Below are 14607 nucleotides of genomic sequence, written 5' to 3' on the forward strand. Positions count from 1 at the left end.
ATCGGGAACGGAGGACCCATGACGCAGGCCGCGCGGCGCCGGCCGGGGCCGAGCAAGGCGGACGCCCAGCGGCAGCGCCTGGTCTCCGAGGCCGCGGCGATCTTCAGCCGGCAGGGCTTCCGGGCGACGTCGATGAACGAGATCGCCGCCGCGGTGGGCATGTCGAAACCCGCCCTGTACTACTACTTCCGCAACAAGGAGGAGCTGCTCGTCCGGATCTACTCGGACGTCCTCGACGAGAGTCTCGCGATGGCACGGGAGACGGTCGCCGACGCCACGTCGTCCTTCGACGCGGTCCGGGACCTGATCGCCTCACGGGTGGTCTACACCTGCCGGAACCAGGCGCTGCTCAAGGTGTGCTTCGAGGAGGAGCACGAGCTCCCCGCCGACCTGGCGAGCGAGATCCTGCAGCGGCGCCGCACGTTCGAGGCGCTGTTCGCCGACGAGCTCCGGGGCCACCTCGAGCGGCACCCCGATCTCGATCTCGGCATGTCGCCGTCGATCTACGTGAACATGTGCCTGGGCGCGGTGAACTGGTGCTACAAGTGGTTCGACCCCGCGGGGCCGTCCTCCCCCGAGGAGATCGGCCGGCAGATGGCGGCGGCACTCACGGTGTCCCTCGCGGCGAGGTGAACCGGGGCCGAACGGGGTGCCGGCCGTCAGCCGACCGCCCCGGCCGGGGTCTCGGCGAAGCGGGCGAGGGTCGCGGCGACGGCGGTCGTGTAGCGATCGAACCGGTCGGTGTCGACGCTGGCGAGGGTGTCGCACGCGGAGTGGTAGCAGGGGTCGAAGACCTCGCCCTCGGTCCCGCCCCACACCGCGGCCTGCTGGGCGGACTTGGTGTCGCCGTCCCCGGTCACGGCGCCACCGGTGGGGATGCCGGCCTCGACGAACGGGCCGTCGTCGTCGCCGTAGAGGGGGATCGGCTCGGCCCTGGCCCCGGTGGCGGCGAGTTCCTCGCTGAGCACGGCGGCGACCGTGCCCGATCCGGGCGGCCCCGTCTCGGACTCGTCGTCCCCGGCCCCGCCCTGGACGAAGTACCCGCCGTTGGACGAGCCGAGCATGTCGACGTTGAGGTAGAGCAGGTGGGCGTCGCGCTGCTGCGGGGTGAGCCCCTCGACGTAGCCGCGGGAGCCGTGCAGGCCCTCCTCCTCCGAGCCCCAGAACCCGAACGCGACGGTCGTGGCGACGCCCGGGGCCGGGCCGACCCGTAGCGCAGCCTCGAGGAGCGCGGCGACACCGGTGCCGTCGTCGTTGATGCCCGGCCCCTCGGGCACCGAGTCCAGGTGCGCGCCGGCGAGCACGAGTGCGCCGGGGTCGCCGTCGCGGGTGCGGGCGACGACGTTGCGCAGCTCGCGGCCGAGGTCGGCGTCGTAGTAGGTCGGGGTGTCGACGTCGAACCCGGCGTCGCGCAGGACGCCTGCGACGTAGTCGACCGAGCGCTCGTAGCCGGGACTGCCGGACGCGCGGTTGCCGCCGGCGTCGTCGGCGATCCTCTGGAGCGCCTCCAGGTGGGTCGTGGCCGGAGTGGCGCTCGGGGTGGACCGGACCCGCTGCGCCAGGGCGCCGTCGGGCGGGGTGGGCCCGGGCCCTGCCGGGGTGGACGTGGTGCAGGCGGTGAGGACCATGACGGCGCAGGCGAGCAGCGCAGCCACGCAGCGGGCGGGCCGCCGGGACCGGCGCACGGCCCTCGCCCTGCCGTCGGAGGTGTGGTGCGGTACGTGCGAACGCATGTCCGGCTCCCGCGTCGCCTGGGTGTGGTCCGGTGTTCGGCGCGGACCCGGCAGCCGGTTCGTCACGAGTCGTCCCGGTCGGCGCCGATGCCGGAGTCTGCCACGGCGGGACCGGGTTTGCGACAGGATCACGAGCCGGGCCGGTCGCCGGCATCCCGCCCGGCGCGATGAGTTCCACGCCCGGGTGGAGTCACCCGTACGTCGACCGTCGAGGAGGAACTCACCGATGACCACCAGCGCGCCCCCGCAGCTGATCACCACCACCGCGACGACCACGGCGGTGGTCCGTGGCGTGGTGGCGATGACCGAGTTGCCCGCCTTCTACGACCGGGTGTTCGGCACGCTCCCCGGTGTCCTCGCCGCCCAGGGCGTGGAGGTCACCGGCCCGGCGTTCGGCCTGTACCGCGGCATCCCCGCCGAGACCGTCGACCTGGAGGTGGGCTTCCCGACCGACCGGCCGGTGGCCGACGACGGCGAGGTCACCGCGGGCGAGCTTCCCGCGGGCCGGGTGGCGCGGGCGGTGCACAGCGGTTCGTTCGACGGGCTGGGGCCGGCCTGGCAGGACCTGGCCGGCTGGATCGCCGGCCAGGGCCTGCGGCCGGGCGACACGTTCTGGGAGGTCTACCTCACCGAGCCGTCGCCGGAGATGGACCCGCGTGACCTGCGCACGGAGCTCAACTGGGTGGTGTCCTGATCGGGGCCGCCGGCCGACGTCCTACTCCCTCACGGTGCCGTCGAGCCGGCAGAAGCCACTGATGCCCCGACGGCCCTGTCAGATAGTCCTACGGTTCGCGTTCGTCGGCCGCTGATCGCCCGTGGCCTCCGCGGCGACGGATCCGAGGAGCGCGAGTCGTTCGGCCGAGTCGGTACCGGGCTGGGCGTGGTAGATCACGAGCATGATGCCGTCGGTGCCGCTGACCGCGAGCTTCTCGCGGTCGAGGCGCAGGGCACCGACGGACGGGTGGTCGAGGACGAGGGCGGCGCCGGTGCGTTCGGCGATGTCGTGGCGCGCCCACAGCCGCCGGAACTGCGGGCTGGCCAGCGAGAGGTCACCGACGAGCTCCACCACGCGCGGGTCGTCGACACTGGTGCCGACGGTCCTGCGGAATCCGGCGAGCAGCGCGGCGGCGGCGCGTTCCCAGTCCTCGAAGAGGTCCTGTTCGGCCTCGTCGAGGAACACGTCGCGAAGCCGGTTGCCGCCCGGCACCAGCCGTGGGGAGACGGCTCCGGCGAGCGGGTTCGCAGCGAGCACGTCGAGATACCGGCCCTCTGCGAACGCGGGGAAGGGCAACGCGTCGATGAGGCGTGCGGTGCTGGGCGGGAGTGCCTCGCGGCGGGCTCTCGAGCGCTTCCGGCGTGGGGTGTCGGTGGCGATGCCCAGGAGATGGCTGCTGTCGTCGAGCCGGAGGACCCGGGCGATCGCCTCGAGTACCTGCACCGACGGGCGGCGGTCACGGCCCTGTTCGAGGCGCAGGTAGTACTCCGCGCTGATGCCGGCGAGCATGGCGACCTCCTCGCGGCGCAGCCCGGGGACGCGTCGGGTGCCGAGGACGGGGATACCGACCTGCTCAGGGGTGACCAACGCACGTCTGGCCCGGAGGTACTCGCCCAGCGTGTTCGGCTCGTCGGTCACGCCGATCACGCTAACCGCCGTGTCCCGACGCAGGGTGTGCCCTGCCACTACCAGGGTCGGCAGGGATCTGGGTCGCCGTGACCGGGCCGGACACGATGGTCACGCCACCCGAGATCCACCGGAAGGGAAGAGCCTCATGGCATCCGTCCTCGTCACCGGCGGTTCCGGCTTCATCGCCGGGCACGTCGTCATCCAGCTCCTGGACCAGGGACACACGGTGCGCGCCACCCTCCGCTCCCTCCGCAAGGAGAACGCCGTACGCGCCGTACTCGGAGACGCCGGCGTCACCCGCGACGACGCCCTGACCTTCGTCGAGGCGGACCTCATGCAGGACCCCGGATGGGCCGAGGCCGCCGCCGGGACGGACTACGTCGTCCACCTCGCATCGCCCGTCCACATCGGCAAGGTCGAGGACGAGGACGAGGTCATCGCCCCGGCCCGCGAGGGGGCGGTCCGGGTCCTCCGTGCCGCCGAGGACGCCGGGGTCCGACGCGTCGTACTCACCTCCGCGTTCCACGCCGTCGGATTCGGCCACGGCCACATCGACCACGTGTTCACCGAGCAGGACTGGTCACCGCTGCACGGCCCGGGAGTCGACGCCTACGGGCGGAGCAAGATCCTCGCCGAGAAGGCCGCGTGGGAGTTCGCCGCCGAGCCCGGACGCACGGTCGAGCTGACCACGATCCTGCCCGTCGCGGTCATGGGCCCGGTCATGGGTGCGGCCATCTCCGGCGCCAACCACATCGTGCAGAACAGCCTCGACGGCCGGATGCCCGGCTACCCGAACATGTACGTGCCGATCGTCGACGTGCGCGACGTCGCCGCCGCCCACGTCGCCGCGATGACCGCTCCCGACGCCGCCGGTGAACGGTTCCTGGTCGGCACCGGCGAGCCGGCGATCGCCATGAAGGACATCGGCGCGATCCTCAGGACCGGCCTCGGAACGAAGGCGTCGAAGGTCCCGACCCGCACGATCCCGGACGTCGTCGTGAAGGCGACCGCGCTGTTCAAGGACGAGTTCAAGCCCGTCGCCGCCGACCTCGGCTACGTCAAGCGGGTCTCCGACACCAAGATCCGCACGGTCCTCGGCATCACCCCACGGCCCGCCCGCGAGGCCATCATCGCGGCAGGCCGGAGCATGGTCGCGCGCGGGCTCGCCGGCTGACCGCAGGTGCTCCTGGAGCGCTCAACCGGCGGGGAGCGGTCTCGGGCCGGCCGAGCCCCGTCCACGGATGAGCGGCAGGAAGATCTCGTCGACGATCTCCACCAGGACCTCGTCCGGCACGGCGGGAACACCACGCAGGGCGTACTCACCGCGCAACAACGTCATCGGCAGCGCCGCCACTCGTGGCTGCACGGCCTCCGGAGGGGCCTCGCCGCGCGCCACCGCGTGGCCCAGCAGCGCGAACCAGGCGGCGTCCATCGCGCCGCCTCCAGCCTGCTCGCGCAGCAGCTCCAGCAGGGCCGGCTCATCGGCGGCGGCCGCCAGGAGATCACGCAGGATCGCCCCACGGGGCGAGGACCAGGTCGAGTTGGCCTGCCGGAGCAGTTCCAACGCATCGCTCCGGAGGTTGCCCGTGTCCGCCGTGGGGGTGCGCGCCTCCGCCACGTACGTATAGGCCGCGACGCCGAGTGCGGCGCGCTGCGACCAGCGCCGGTAGATCGCGTTCTTGTTCGTGCCGGCACGCCGAGCGACCTTGTCCATCGTCATGCCTGCGTAGCCGGAAGCAACGAGTTCGTCGGCGGCCGCACTCAGGATCGCCCGCTCCAGTTCCGCGCCTCGTCGCCGCTGCCCCGTCACGGTACGCAGCGTACCTTCTGGCTGTTACGGTACGAGCCGTACCCTGAGGAGGTAGCGATGCGCGCATGGGGCGTCACCTACGACACCGGCTTCACCCACTGCGGAAGCACGACCCACGAGCCGTTCGACCCCGTGGTCGTCGCCGAGGACATGCGGATCATCCGTGACGAGCTCCACGCCGACGCCGTCCGGATCACCGGCGGAGTCCCGGACCGCCTGGAGACCGCGGCGCGGCACGCAGCAGCCGTCGGCCTGGAAGTCTGGTACTGCCCCTTCACCCATGACCTGACCACCGATGAGCTGTTGGAATTCCTCCTGGACGCAGCCGAGCGCGCCGAACGCATCCGACGAGAAGGGGCGGACATCCGGCTCCTCACCGGTTCGGAGATCAGCATCATGACGATCGGGCTGATGCCCGGCCGGACTCTGGCCGAACGGTCCGCGGTACTCACCGACCCGGCACGCGTCCGCGACGTCCTCCCAGGAGTACAGCGGAGGACCAACGCACTACTGGCTCGAGCCGTCGATGGCGCGCGCGAGCGGTTCGGTGGCCTCATAGGGTACGCATCGCTCCCTATGGAAGGCGTGGACTGGACACCGTTCGACTTCATCGCGACCGACGCGGGCTATCGCGATGCCGGCAACGCGGCCGCCCTCCCCGCGAACCTCGCCACCATGACCTCACTCGGCACACCGTTCGCCGTCACCGAGTTCGGCTGCGCACCCTTCACCGGAGCCGCGGATCGGGGGAGCCGCGGGGACATCGTCGCGTACGACGACCAGAGCGGGCAGGCAACGCACCTCACCGAGACCGTGGAGCGCAACGAGCCCGAACAAGCCGCCTACCTTCTCGATCTCCTCGACGTCTACGACTCAGGGGGCGTGGACACCGCGTTCGTGTACACCTTCGCCTCCCGCCACCTGCCGACGTCAGAGCATCCTGAGCAGGACTTCGACCTGGGGAGCTTCGGAATCGTCACGATCCTTCCCGACGGGCGTACCGGCAACGCCTACCCCGGGATGCCCTGGGAGCCGAAAGCGGCCTTCACCGCGCTGGCCGAGTACGGCCGGCTCCGGGCGGGCGAACCCGTGGCCTGAACCGGCGCCGTCCATCGACGGCAGCTCCGTCCGGTGCTGGAACACGATGCTACTGCGATGGCCGTGATCTTCCCTCCTGAGGATCATGCGGACGACCTCTGACCCCCCGGTACACCAGCACGGCGAGGCAGACGCTCATCAGAAGCGCGATCATGACGCTCAGGCTGACTCGCCCGGCATCGAGCGGTGCATCGCCCCACAGAAGCGCCGGACCGAGCTGGGCGAGGAGGAACAGCGACAATGTGAGCGTCTGGCCCCACAGCAGCACGGTCGGAAACTGCTGCCGTACCTTCCGCTCCACTCGGCGCACTGTCCGCTCGTCCTCGGCCCCGGCGAGGACGACCGACACGAGCGGGGCCACCCGGCTACCGTGATTGACGCCGATCCTCAGCGGCCCCTCGCGCCGGTCCGCCTCGATGCGCAGCACGCGATGAACGCCCCAGGACATCGGTCTACGAATGCTCCGTGGCTCGACAGACACCGACCGGACATCGCTTGCCGGGACGGACAGGGCGTCTGCGCGGAGCCGTTTCTCGGCCGGGTTCGGCTCGAAGGTCAATCCGCCCGCGGTCACCGTCAGCACGCCACTGCGCGGCCACCGACCGGCATGGCTCACCGCCGGAACTCGCACCGATCGACCCCCTCTCCACGGATCGGTACCCGATCCGGCAGGACCCATGATCTCCGCAGACGGAGCCCGGCCGGCCGCCGACCGCTCCCGAACCGATGGTCACTCAGCACAGCTAGGACCGGGCATGAAAAAGGCCAGGACCGAAGTCCTGGCCTGGTGAAGCAGGGTGGAGCTGAGGGGATTCGAACCCCTGACCCCTTGACTGCCAGTCAAGTGCGCTACCAGCTGCGCCACAGCCCCTTGCGACATGAAGAACAGTACACGTCCCGGTTTCCGCCCCGAGAAGGGGGGTCCCCGGCCCCGTCATGCCCGCGTGGCCGGACGGGACCGCTCTCATCCGGTCCACTCGCCGCGGTCGTCGCCGCCCTCGTCGACCGGGGGCGGCACCTCCCGGAGCCGCCGTATCGCGGGGTCGCCGGCCCAGAACTCCTCGAACCCGTCGCCGGCGAAGCGCTCGGCGACGAGGTGCATCGCGATGTCGAAACGCACGTACCCGGCCGCGAGCAGCACGGTCGCCGGGTCGTCGGTGTACATGCCCCAGGTCTGGTCACCCGCGATACCGCCGATGACGGCCTGCTCGCGGTCGGCCACGACGACGAGCATGCGCCGGCCGAGGACGGCCTCGACGGTGTCCGGTGGCGAGTAACGGTGCTCGGTCGTCCAGCCGACCGGGTCGTGGTCGCGTCCGAACACGACGGTCGCGACCGCCGCGCCTCGTTCCTCGGACCTGCGGACGGAGGGCTTGAGCCGCTCGAGGTCCTCCGGCCAGCCCGAGACCCACAGCTCCGTGCGGGCCGCGACGACGACGTCCTCGGCGCGGTCGAGCAGGGTCTCGCGCTCGGACAGCGAGTGCGCCAGCCGCACCCGGGGCGGCGACGTCAGCCTCGGCATCTCGTCCTCGAGGACCCCGAGCGTACGGTCGAAGTCCCGGCGCATCCGCTCGAGCAGCGAGTCGGGCGGCAGCGGCACGTAGCCGACACCGTCCTCGTCGGACCGGACCTCGTAGGCCGCACCCCGGCCGACGAGCTTGCCCAGCGTCTCGTAGACGGTGCTGCGCGGGACGCCCGACCGCTTCGCCACCTCGTACCCGTTGACCGGCTCCCCCGCGACGACGAGCGCCACGTAGGCCTTGGCCTCGCACCCGGACATGCCGAGGCGTTGCAGTTCATCGGTCACCCGCTGCACGGACATTGCGAGATCATCTCACCCGTTCGACACGCGTTCGTGCGGCCCCGGTGCCCGACGCACCCCTGACCGCGGTCCGGCACGGCCGGCCCCGGGGAGTGAATCGATCGTGGCGGACCGGACGCTACGGGCGGAACCGCCCCATCATCACAATGACCGATCACCACTCAGCCGGTGACCTCGCGCATCGCCGACGCCGCCTCGGTGAGGATCTCGCGCATCGCGGCCTCGGCGGCGACGGCGTCGCCGGAGCGGACGGCGTCGGCGACGTCACCGTGCAGCCGGATCGCGACCGGCTCGGGACGCGCCGGCATGAGGTGGTGCCGGGTCCGGCCGGCGAGCACCTCGGCGACGACGCCGTCGAGCGCGGCGAGCATCTCGTTCCCGGACGCCGCGAGCAGCGCGCGGTGGAACCGGACGTCGGCCCCGAGGTAGGCCTCCAGGTCGCCGGACCGTCCGTGCACGGCCATGTCCATCACCGCGCCGACCAGCTCGCCGCACTGCTCCGGGGTGGCCCGGACGGCGGCCAGTGCCGCGGCCACCGGTTCGACGCCCTGGCGCAGCTCGGACAGCGACCGGAGCTGGCCGTCGCGGTCCGGGCCGTCCAGCCGCCAGCGGATCACCCGCGGGTCGTGCACGTTCCAGCGCTCGCGGGGCGCGACGGTCGTCCCGACGCGACGGCGGCTCTGCACCAGCCCCATCGACTCGAGCACCCGCACGGCCTCGCGGACCACGGTCCGCGACACGCCGTAGCGCTCGACGAGCTCGTCGGCGCGCAGCACCGTCCCCGGGGCCAGCTCACCGCCCGCGACGAGCGAGCCGATCCGGTCGAGCACGCCCGCGTGCAACCCGGCGCCTGCCGTCCCGTCCACGCTGTCCACACCTCGGATCCTCGCACCTGTGCGGGCCCGGCACCTGTTTCCACATATCTGTATCGGTCCGGTCTTGAATAAGTACTACTTATCGCGCACTCTGGTCCACCAGCGACCGGGTGCCCCCGGTCCGCGTGCCGGAGCCGTCACAGCACGAGGAGCCGATGCAGCGATGCAGCAGCCGACCCCACGCCCGCCCCTGGTCGTCGTGATGGGGGTGTCCGGCTCCGGGAAGTCCACCGTCGGCGCCGCCCTCGCCGAGCGTCTCGGGGTCGGCTTCACCGACGCCGACGCCCTGCACCCGGCGGCGAACGTCGCCAAGATGCACGCCGGCGTCGCGCTGACCGACGCCGACCGCGAGCCCTGGCTCGACATCGTCGGCGGGCAGCTCGCCGGCCACGCCGCGAGCGGCCTCGTCGTCGCCTGCTCGGCGCTGCGCCGCGACTACCGCGACCGGCTGCGCCGGCACGCCCCTGCCACCGTCTTCCTCCACCTCGCCGGGGACCACGACACCCTGGCCGCGCGGATGACGGGCCGCGAGGGGCACTTCATGCCCCCGGCCCTGCTGGGCTCCCAGCTCGCCACGCTCGAGCCGCTCGGCGCCGACGAGATCGGCGCCACACTGGACATCGCCCGGACCGTCGACGAGCTGGTCGAGGCCGGCGCCGACGCCGTCACCGGGCACGGCACGGAGGTCTCCTCCCGATGACGACCCTGCTCACGCACCCCGCGCTCGTCCTCGCCGCCGAGCAGACCGAACCGGTCGCCTCGGCCGGACGCCTGCTGACCGCGGCGCTGGTCGGCATCCTCGCCCTCGTCCTGCTGATCACGCAGTTCTCGCTGCACCCGTTCCTCGCGCTGACGATCGGCTCGCTGCTGGTCGCCGCCGTCGCCGGGATGTCCATGGGGGACGCGGTCGACGCGTTCTCCGAGGGCTTCGGCGACACCGCCGCGAGCGTCGGGACACTGATCGCGCTCGGCGCGATGTTCGGCAAGCTGCTCGCCGACTCCGGCGGCGCCGACCGGCTGGTCGACACGATCATCGCCCGTTCCGGGCCGCGGTCGCTGCCGTGGGCGATGGCGCTCGTCGGGGCCCTGATCGGGCTGCCGATGTTCTTCGAGATCGGCCTGGTCATCCTGATGCCGGTGATCTTCCTGGTGGCCCGGCGGGCCCAGGTGTCGCTGATCGCCGTCGGCATCCCGGCGCTCGCCGGGCTGTCCGCGATGCACGGTCTGGTGCCGCCGCACCCCGGGCCGCTGGCCGCGATCGGGGTCCTGAACGCCGACCTCGGGATCACCCTCGTGCTGGGCGTCCTCGTCTCGATCCCGGTGATCGTGCTGGCCGGTCCGCTGTTCGCGAAGCTCGCCGCCCGCTGGGTGGACGTGTCGCCGCCCGCGCTGTTCGAGTCGAAGGTCCCGGCGGGGACGTCCACAGGCGGCTCCGCGGCGCCCGCCGACGCCGGCACCGACACCAGCACGGACACCCCGGCCGCCGAGGACGAGCCCACCCGCCGCCCTGGCTTCGGGATCACGCTGTTCACCGTGCTGCTGCCCGTCGTGCTGATGATGGGCAAGGCGGTCGGCGACATCGCGGCCGACGAGGGCAACCCCGTCCGGTCCGCACTGGACTTCGTCGGCACCCCGCTCGTGGCGCTGCTGCTGTCGGTGCTCGTCGCGATGTTCACCCTGGGCGGCGGGGCCGGGATGAGCCGCCGGGCCGTCACCGGCTCGCTGGAGCGGTCGCTGCCCGCGATCGCCGGCATCGTGCTGATCGTCGCCGCAGGCGGCGGGTTCAAGCAGACCCTGGTCGACACCGGGATCGGCGCGATGATCGCCGGATGGGCCACCGGCGCCGGCATCTCGGCGCTGCTGCTGGGCTGGCTGGTCGCCGTCGCGATCCGGCTGGCGACGGGCTCGGCGACGGTCGCCACGGTGACCGCCGCCGGGATCCTGGTGCCGCTGCTGCCGGGCCTGGACCCGACCCAGACGTCGCTGCTGGTGCTCGCCATCGGCGCCGGCTCGGTGTTCTTCTCGTTCGTCAACGACGCCGGGTTCTGGCTGGTCAAGGAGTACTTCGGACTGACGGTCGGGCAGAACGTCAAGACCTGGTCGGTCATGGAGACGGTGCTGTCGGTCGCCGGCCTGGTGCTCGTCCTGTTGCTGGACCTGGTCCTCTAGCCCCTCAGACGAGGACGTCGGCGCGGGCCCCCGGCAGGGGGTCCGCGCCGTCCGCGTTCCCCGCCACCTCGTCCGCCGCCCGGCGCAGCCTGCGCACCGCCTCGGCGAGCACCGGCTCGGGGTGGGTGAAGGGCAGCCGGAGCCGGTCGGTGAACGCGTGGCCCGCGCCGAACCGGGGGCCCGGTGCCAGCACCAGCCCGTGCCGCGGGGCCACCGCCGCCAGTGCGGTCGAGCGGGGCGCCCCGAGATCGCACCAGAGCGCGAGCCCGCCGCCGGGCAGGTCGAACCGCCACTCCGGCAGGACGGCGGCCAGCTCGGCGGCGAGACGGTCCCGGCGGGCCCGCAGCTGCCCGGTCCGCTCGGCCCGCACCACACCCAGCGCGTCCAGCACCTCCACCCCGACCAGCTGCTCCAGCACCGGCGGCGCGATCTGGGAGCGGGCGAGCCGGCGGCGCATCCGGGCGGCCTGCTCGCGGCCCGCCCGGATCCAGCCGAGCCGGAGCCCGCCCCAGGCGATCTTGCTGGTGCTGCCGACGGTGACGACGTCGTCGGGCCGCGGTGCGTGCGCGGCGCACGGCAGCGGGACGGCCGCGCCCGGCCCGCGCAGGTCCAGCTCGGCGAACGACTCGTCGACGATCGCGACCGTGCCGTGCCGGGCGAGGCGCTGCAGCAGGCGGGCCCGCGCGTCGTCGTCGAGGAGGCGGCCGGTCGGGTTCTGGAAGTCCGCCATCAGGTACGCGGCCCGCGCCGCCGTCTGCCGGGCGGCCCGCGGCAGCGCGGTCTCGGCCGGGTCCTCCCCGACGGCGACCGGCACCGGGCGGACACCGGCGTCGGCGAGCACGTCCAGCGCCGACGGGTACGTGGGGTGCTCGACGAGCACCCGGTCCCCGGGCCCGGCGATCTCGGCGACCGCCAGGTGCAGCGCGTGCAGCGCACCGCCGGTCACGACGATCGCGTCCGGGCCGGTCGGGACACCCCGCTCGGTGAACCGGGCGGCGATCCGCTCCCGCAGCCCGGCCAGGCCGTCGGGGCCGTAGCCGTGCCCGGCGAGCTCGGCCTCCAGCCGCTCGGTGGCCCGCCGCACCAGCGACGACATCGCGGACGGCGCCGCCGGCGCGGCGTGCGCGAGGTCGATCACGCCACCACGGACCGGGCCGGGCGCCCAGACGCCGTCGACGCGCAGCTCGTCGTCGGGCAGCCGGACCCAGGTGCCGGATCCCTGCCGGGCCTCGGCCCAGCCGTCGTCGCGCAGGTCGCGGTACGCCCGGGTGACGGTCACCCGGCTCACGGCGAGCTGTCCGGCCAGCGCCCGCTCGGCGGGGAGCCGGGTGCCCGACGCGAGCCGCCCGTCCCCCACCAGCACCCGGATCGCGTCGGTCAGCGCCCGGTACGCCGGCCCGCGCCCACCGCGCACGTCACCGCAGAGCTCGGCCAGCCGGGCCGCGCCGATTCCGTCCATTTCCAGTCCACTTCCGCCGGATTGGCCTGATGACCGCGGGCCGGTCCGTCGTGGAGCATGCCATTTCGTGACGATCGACAGGAGGCGCAGCCGGTGGACGGTCGCCGGGATGCCCCGGCGCGGACGGCGGCTCACCCAGCTGGTGCTCGGGCTGCTGGCCTACGCGTTCTCGATGGCGCTGATGATGCGCGCCGGGCTCGGCTCGATGCCGTGGGACGTGCTGCACCAGGGCCTCGCGGTGCACACCGGGCTCCCGATCGGGGCGCTGACGGCGCTGGTAGCGGTCGTCGTCCTGCTGCTGTGGATCCCGCTGCGGGAGCGGCCGGGGATCGGGACGGTGGCGAACGTCGTCGTCATCGGACTGTCGGTCGACGCCGCGCTCGCGGTGGTCCCCGCGGTGGAGGCGCTGCCCGGCCGGATCGGGCTCGCGGTGGCCGGGATCGTGCTCAACGCGGCGGCGACGGCGGCCTACATCGGGGTCGGGCTGGGCCCGGGCCCGCGGGACGGGCTGATGACCGGGCTCGCGGCCCGCACCGGCCGGTCGGTGCGGCTGGTGCGGACCGCGATCGAGGTGACGGTCGTGCTCACCGGCTGGCTGCTCGGCGGCACCTTCGGGGTGGTGACGGTGCTCTACGCGTTCGGGGTCGGGCCGCTGATCCAGTGGTTCCTGCCGCGGCTCACCGTCCGGACGCCCGGGGCCGCGACCTAACCGGTCACCTGCGTCAGCCAGGCCCCGTTCGAGAGGTCGGCCTTGGTGCCCTGCACGAGGACGGTCGGGGTGCCGAACCCGCCCCCGGGGGCGGCCTTCGGGTCGGCGGCGGCCGCGCGGGTGGCGTCGGCGATCGCCTGCGAGCTCTCCTGGCGGGTGACGCAGCCGCCGAAGTCGCCGGTCGCGCCGAGCTCGGTGCCCAGCGCGGTCAGCTGCTGCACGGTGAGCCCGGCGCCGCCCTCGCTCGGCTGGTCGGTGTAGAGCCGGGAGTGGTAGGCCGGGAAGATCCCGGCGTCGGCGGCACAGAGCGCCGCGTTTCCGGCCCGGGTGGAGTACCCGGGCGGGGTCGTGCGGTCGTCGAGGATGGCGACGTGGTGATAGTTGATCTTCGCCTTGCCCTCGTTGAGCGCTGCGGTGAGGTCGCCGCCGTAGTACCGCTCGAGCTCCTTGCAGTTCGGGCAGAGGTAGTCCTCGTAGATGTCCACGGTGACCGGCGCGGCCGGGTCCCCGGCCGTCACGACGACGCCGTCACGCGCGACCGCATAGGCCGGGACGGCCGACGAGTTGTAGTTCTGCCAGGCCACGTACACCCCGGCGAGCACGGCGACGGCGAGCACGACGCCCGCGATCACCAGCCCCCGGCCGGCACCGCCCGACTTCTTCGGCGTGATCCCGGCCGCCTGCAACCGGGCGTGCCCGGCCTGCCGCCGCTCCCGCTCTGTCCGTCCCATCCTGCGTCTCCTCCGTTGCTCCCCGGCACCCGCCGGGCCTGGTCACCGCTCGCGCCCACCGGCCGTGCCCGCCGCGGGCGCCGGCGTCTCCCCGATCCGGTCGACCGCGAACAGCGTGCGCGGCCGCACGACCAGCCACAGCGCGAGCGCCAGGAACCCGAGGTCGCGCAGCAGGGTCAGCGGGTACTGCTCCTCGCCGGGCGGCACCGGGCCGCCACCGCCGAAGCATCCACAGTCGATCGACAGTCCGCGCGCCCAGGCCTGCACCAGCCCGGCCACGAACCCGGCCAGCAGCACCGCACTGACGACGGCGACCAGCCGGGTACCGGCCCCGGCGAGGAGCAGCGCGCCCAGCGCCAGCTCCAGGAGCGGCAGGACCGTCGCGACGACGGGCACGGCCGCGTCGGGCAGCACCTGGTAGGCGCCCACCGCGACGGCCGTCCCGACGGGGTCGACCAGCTTCGGCACGCCCGACACCAGCCAGACGGCCGCGAGCGCGAGCCGGACGACGGTGCCCACGAGGTCCGTCGGCCGGGCGGTGGTCACGGCCGGAGAGCCTAGCGAGGTCGCCCGCGGC

16 protein-coding genes and 1 tRNA gene are annotated in these 14607 nt (G+C 73.3%); 7 read left to right on the forward strand and 10 right to left on the reverse strand.

The window, feature by feature from the left end; all coding sequences use genetic code 11:
- Positions 1-18: 18 nt before the first annotated feature.
- The gene (locus AD017_RS08240) at positions 19-633 is read left to right on the forward strand and encodes a TetR/AcrR family transcriptional regulator (protein ID WP_010231802.1); all 615 of its coding nucleotides are present in this window, start codon (positions 19-21) and stop codon (positions 631-633) included.
- Between the two features lie 26 nt (positions 634-659).
- Here the strand turns inward: AD017_RS08240 and AD017_RS08245 are convergent, their stop codons facing one another.
- Positions 660-1733 carry a M20/M25/M40 family metallo-hydrolase gene (locus AD017_RS08245; protein WP_227012695.1) on the reverse strand — a complete coding sequence of 358 codons (1074 nt, stop codon included), beginning with the start codon at positions 1731-1733 and terminating at the stop codon, positions 660-662.
- 226 nt (positions 1734-1959) lie between these two features.
- Between AD017_RS08245 and AD017_RS08250 the strand changes: the two genes are divergently transcribed.
- A complete protein-coding gene (locus AD017_RS08250; RefSeq protein WP_060573839.1) occupies positions 1960-2427 on the forward strand; it encodes a GyrI-like domain-containing protein in 468 nt (155 codons plus the stop codon).
- A 78-nt stretch (positions 2428-2505) separates the two neighbouring features.
- On the opposite strand, the gene AD017_RS08255 is transcribed toward AD017_RS08250, so the two are convergent.
- Positions 2506-3366 (reverse strand): helix-turn-helix domain-containing protein, encoded by an 861-nt coding sequence (locus AD017_RS08255; RefSeq protein WP_060576303.1) that lies wholly within the window; start codon positions 3364-3366, stop codon positions 2506-2508.
- Positions 3367-3502: 136 nt separating this feature from the next.
- Here AD017_RS08255 and AD017_RS08260 point away from each other — a divergent pair, with 136 nt between their 5' ends.
- Positions 3503-4531, forward strand: coding sequence for an NAD-dependent epimerase/dehydratase family protein (locus AD017_RS08260; RefSeq protein ID WP_010231810.1), 1029 nt, complete (start codon positions 3503-3505; stop codon positions 4529-4531).
- Positions 4532-4552: 21 nt separating this feature from the next.
- Here the strand turns inward: AD017_RS08260 and AD017_RS08265 are convergent, their stop codons facing one another.
- Entirely contained in the window at positions 4553-5077 is a 525-nt protein-coding gene (locus tag AD017_RS08265; RefSeq protein ID WP_010231813.1) for a TetR/AcrR family transcriptional regulator C-terminal ligand-binding domain-containing protein, read from the reverse strand.
- 222 nt (positions 5078-5299) lie between these two features.
- Between AD017_RS08265 and AD017_RS08270 the strand changes: the two genes are divergently transcribed.
- A complete protein-coding gene (locus tag AD017_RS08270) occupies positions 5300-6265 on the forward strand; it encodes a hypothetical protein (protein WP_202796386.1) in 966 nt (321 codons plus the stop codon).
- A 49-nt stretch (positions 6266-6314) separates the two neighbouring features.
- Here the strand turns inward: AD017_RS08270 and AD017_RS08275 are convergent, their stop codons facing one another.
- The 4 genes from AD017_RS08275 to AD017_RS08290 all read right to left on the reverse strand — a co-directional run bounded on the left by AD017_RS08275 (position 6315) and on the right by AD017_RS08290 (position 8962).
- On the reverse strand, positions 6315-6848 hold the full coding sequence (locus tag AD017_RS08275) for a hypothetical protein (RefSeq protein WP_145982689.1): 534 nt from the start codon (positions 6846-6848) through the stop codon (positions 6315-6317).
- Positions 6849-7063: 215 nt separating this feature from the next.
- Positions 7064-7136: transfer RNA gene (locus AD017_RS08280), tRNA-Ala, on the reverse strand.
- Between the two features lie 93 nt (positions 7137-7229).
- Positions 7230-8087, reverse strand: coding sequence for a TrmB family transcriptional regulator (locus tag AD017_RS08285; RefSeq protein WP_060573840.1), 858 nt, complete (start codon positions 8085-8087; stop codon positions 7230-7232).
- Positions 8088-8248: 161 nt separating this feature from the next.
- A complete protein-coding gene (locus AD017_RS08290) occupies positions 8249-8962 on the reverse strand; it encodes a FadR/GntR family transcriptional regulator (RefSeq protein ID WP_010231824.1) in 714 nt (237 codons plus the stop codon).
- 163 nt (positions 8963-9125) lie between these two features.
- On the opposite strand from AD017_RS08290, the gene AD017_RS08295 reads away from it, so the two are divergent.
- Positions 9126-9662: a gluconokinase gene (locus AD017_RS08295; protein ID WP_060573841.1), complete on the forward strand. Its 537-nt coding sequence runs from the start codon at positions 9126-9128 to the stop codon at positions 9660-9662.
- Entirely contained in the window at positions 9659-11131 is a 1473-nt protein-coding gene (locus AD017_RS08300; RefSeq protein ID WP_060573842.1) for a gluconate:H+ symporter, read from the forward strand. The genes AD017_RS08295 and AD017_RS08300 overlap by 4 nt, the downstream gene beginning before the upstream one ends.
- A 4-nt stretch (positions 11132-11135) precedes the next feature.
- Here AD017_RS08300 and AD017_RS08305 read toward each other — a convergent pair whose 3' ends face one another.
- A complete protein-coding gene (locus AD017_RS08305) occupies positions 11136-12590 on the reverse strand; it encodes a PLP-dependent aminotransferase family protein (RefSeq protein ID WP_060573843.1) in 1455 nt (484 codons plus the stop codon).
- 67 nt (positions 12591-12657) lie between these two features.
- On the opposite strand from AD017_RS08305, the gene AD017_RS35205 reads away from it, so the two are divergent.
- Entirely contained in the window at positions 12658-13299 is a 642-nt protein-coding gene (locus tag AD017_RS35205; protein ID WP_010241375.1) for a YitT family protein, read from the forward strand.
- On the opposite strand, the gene AD017_RS08315 is transcribed toward AD017_RS35205, so the two are convergent.
- On the reverse strand, positions 13296-14030 hold the full coding sequence (locus tag AD017_RS08315; RefSeq protein WP_010241377.1) for a thioredoxin domain-containing protein: 735 nt from the start codon (positions 14028-14030) through the stop codon (positions 13296-13298). The genes AD017_RS35205 and AD017_RS08315 overlap by 4 nt on opposite strands.
- A gap of 42 nt (positions 14031-14072) precedes the next feature.
- Positions 14073-14576 carry a MauE/DoxX family redox-associated membrane protein gene (locus AD017_RS08320; protein ID WP_010241379.1) on the reverse strand — a complete coding sequence of 168 codons (504 nt, stop codon included), beginning with the start codon at positions 14574-14576 and terminating at the stop codon, positions 14073-14075.
- Positions 14577-14607 lie beyond the last annotated feature (31 nt).

This window comes from Pseudonocardia sp. EC080619-01 (assembly GCF_001420995.1).
GTDB lineage: Bacteria > Actinomycetota > Actinomycetes > Mycobacteriales > Pseudonocardiaceae > Pseudonocardia.

What these genes read in the sequence shown, in the direction of transcription:
- AD017_RS08250 (WP_060573839.1), top strand. Translation starts at nt 1,960, where the DNA reads ATGACCACCAGCGCGCCCCCGCAGCTGATCACCACCACCGCGACGACC.
- AD017_RS08260 (WP_010231810.1), top strand. Translation starts at nt 3,503, where the DNA reads ATGGCATCCGTCCTCGTCACCGGCGGTTCCGGCTTCATCGCCGGGCAC.
- AD017_RS08285 (WP_060573840.1), bottom strand. Translation starts at nt 8,087, where the DNA reads ATGTCCGTGCAGCGGGTGACCGATGAACTGCAACGCCTCGGCATGTCC.
- AD017_RS08300 (WP_060573842.1), top strand. Translation starts at nt 9,659, where the DNA reads ATGACGACCCTGCTCACGCACCCCGCGCTCGTCCTCGCCGCCGAGCAG.
- AD017_RS08315 (WP_010241377.1), bottom strand. Translation starts at nt 14,030, where the DNA reads ATGGGACGGACAGAGCGGGAGCGGCGGCAGGCCGGGCACGCCCGGTTG.
- AD017_RS08265 (WP_010231813.1), bottom strand. Translation starts at nt 5,077, where the DNA reads ATGACGATGGACAAGGTCGCTCGGCGTGCCGGCACGAACAAGAACGCG.
- AD017_RS08295 (WP_060573841.1), top strand. Translation starts at nt 9,126, where the DNA reads ATGCAGCAGCCGACCCCACGCCCGCCCCTGGTCGTCGTGATGGGGGTG.
- AD017_RS08240 (WP_010231802.1), top strand. Translation starts at nt 19, where the DNA reads ATGACGCAGGCCGCGCGGCGCCGGCCGGGGCCGAGCAAGGCGGACGCC.
- AD017_RS08305 (WP_060573843.1), bottom strand. Translation starts at nt 12,590, where the DNA reads ATGGACGGAATCGGCGCGGCCCGGCTGGCCGAGCTCTGCGGTGACGTG.
- AD017_RS08245 (WP_227012695.1), bottom strand. Translation starts at nt 1,733, where the DNA reads ATGCGTTCGCACGTACCGCACCACACCTCCGACGGCAGGGCGAGGGCC.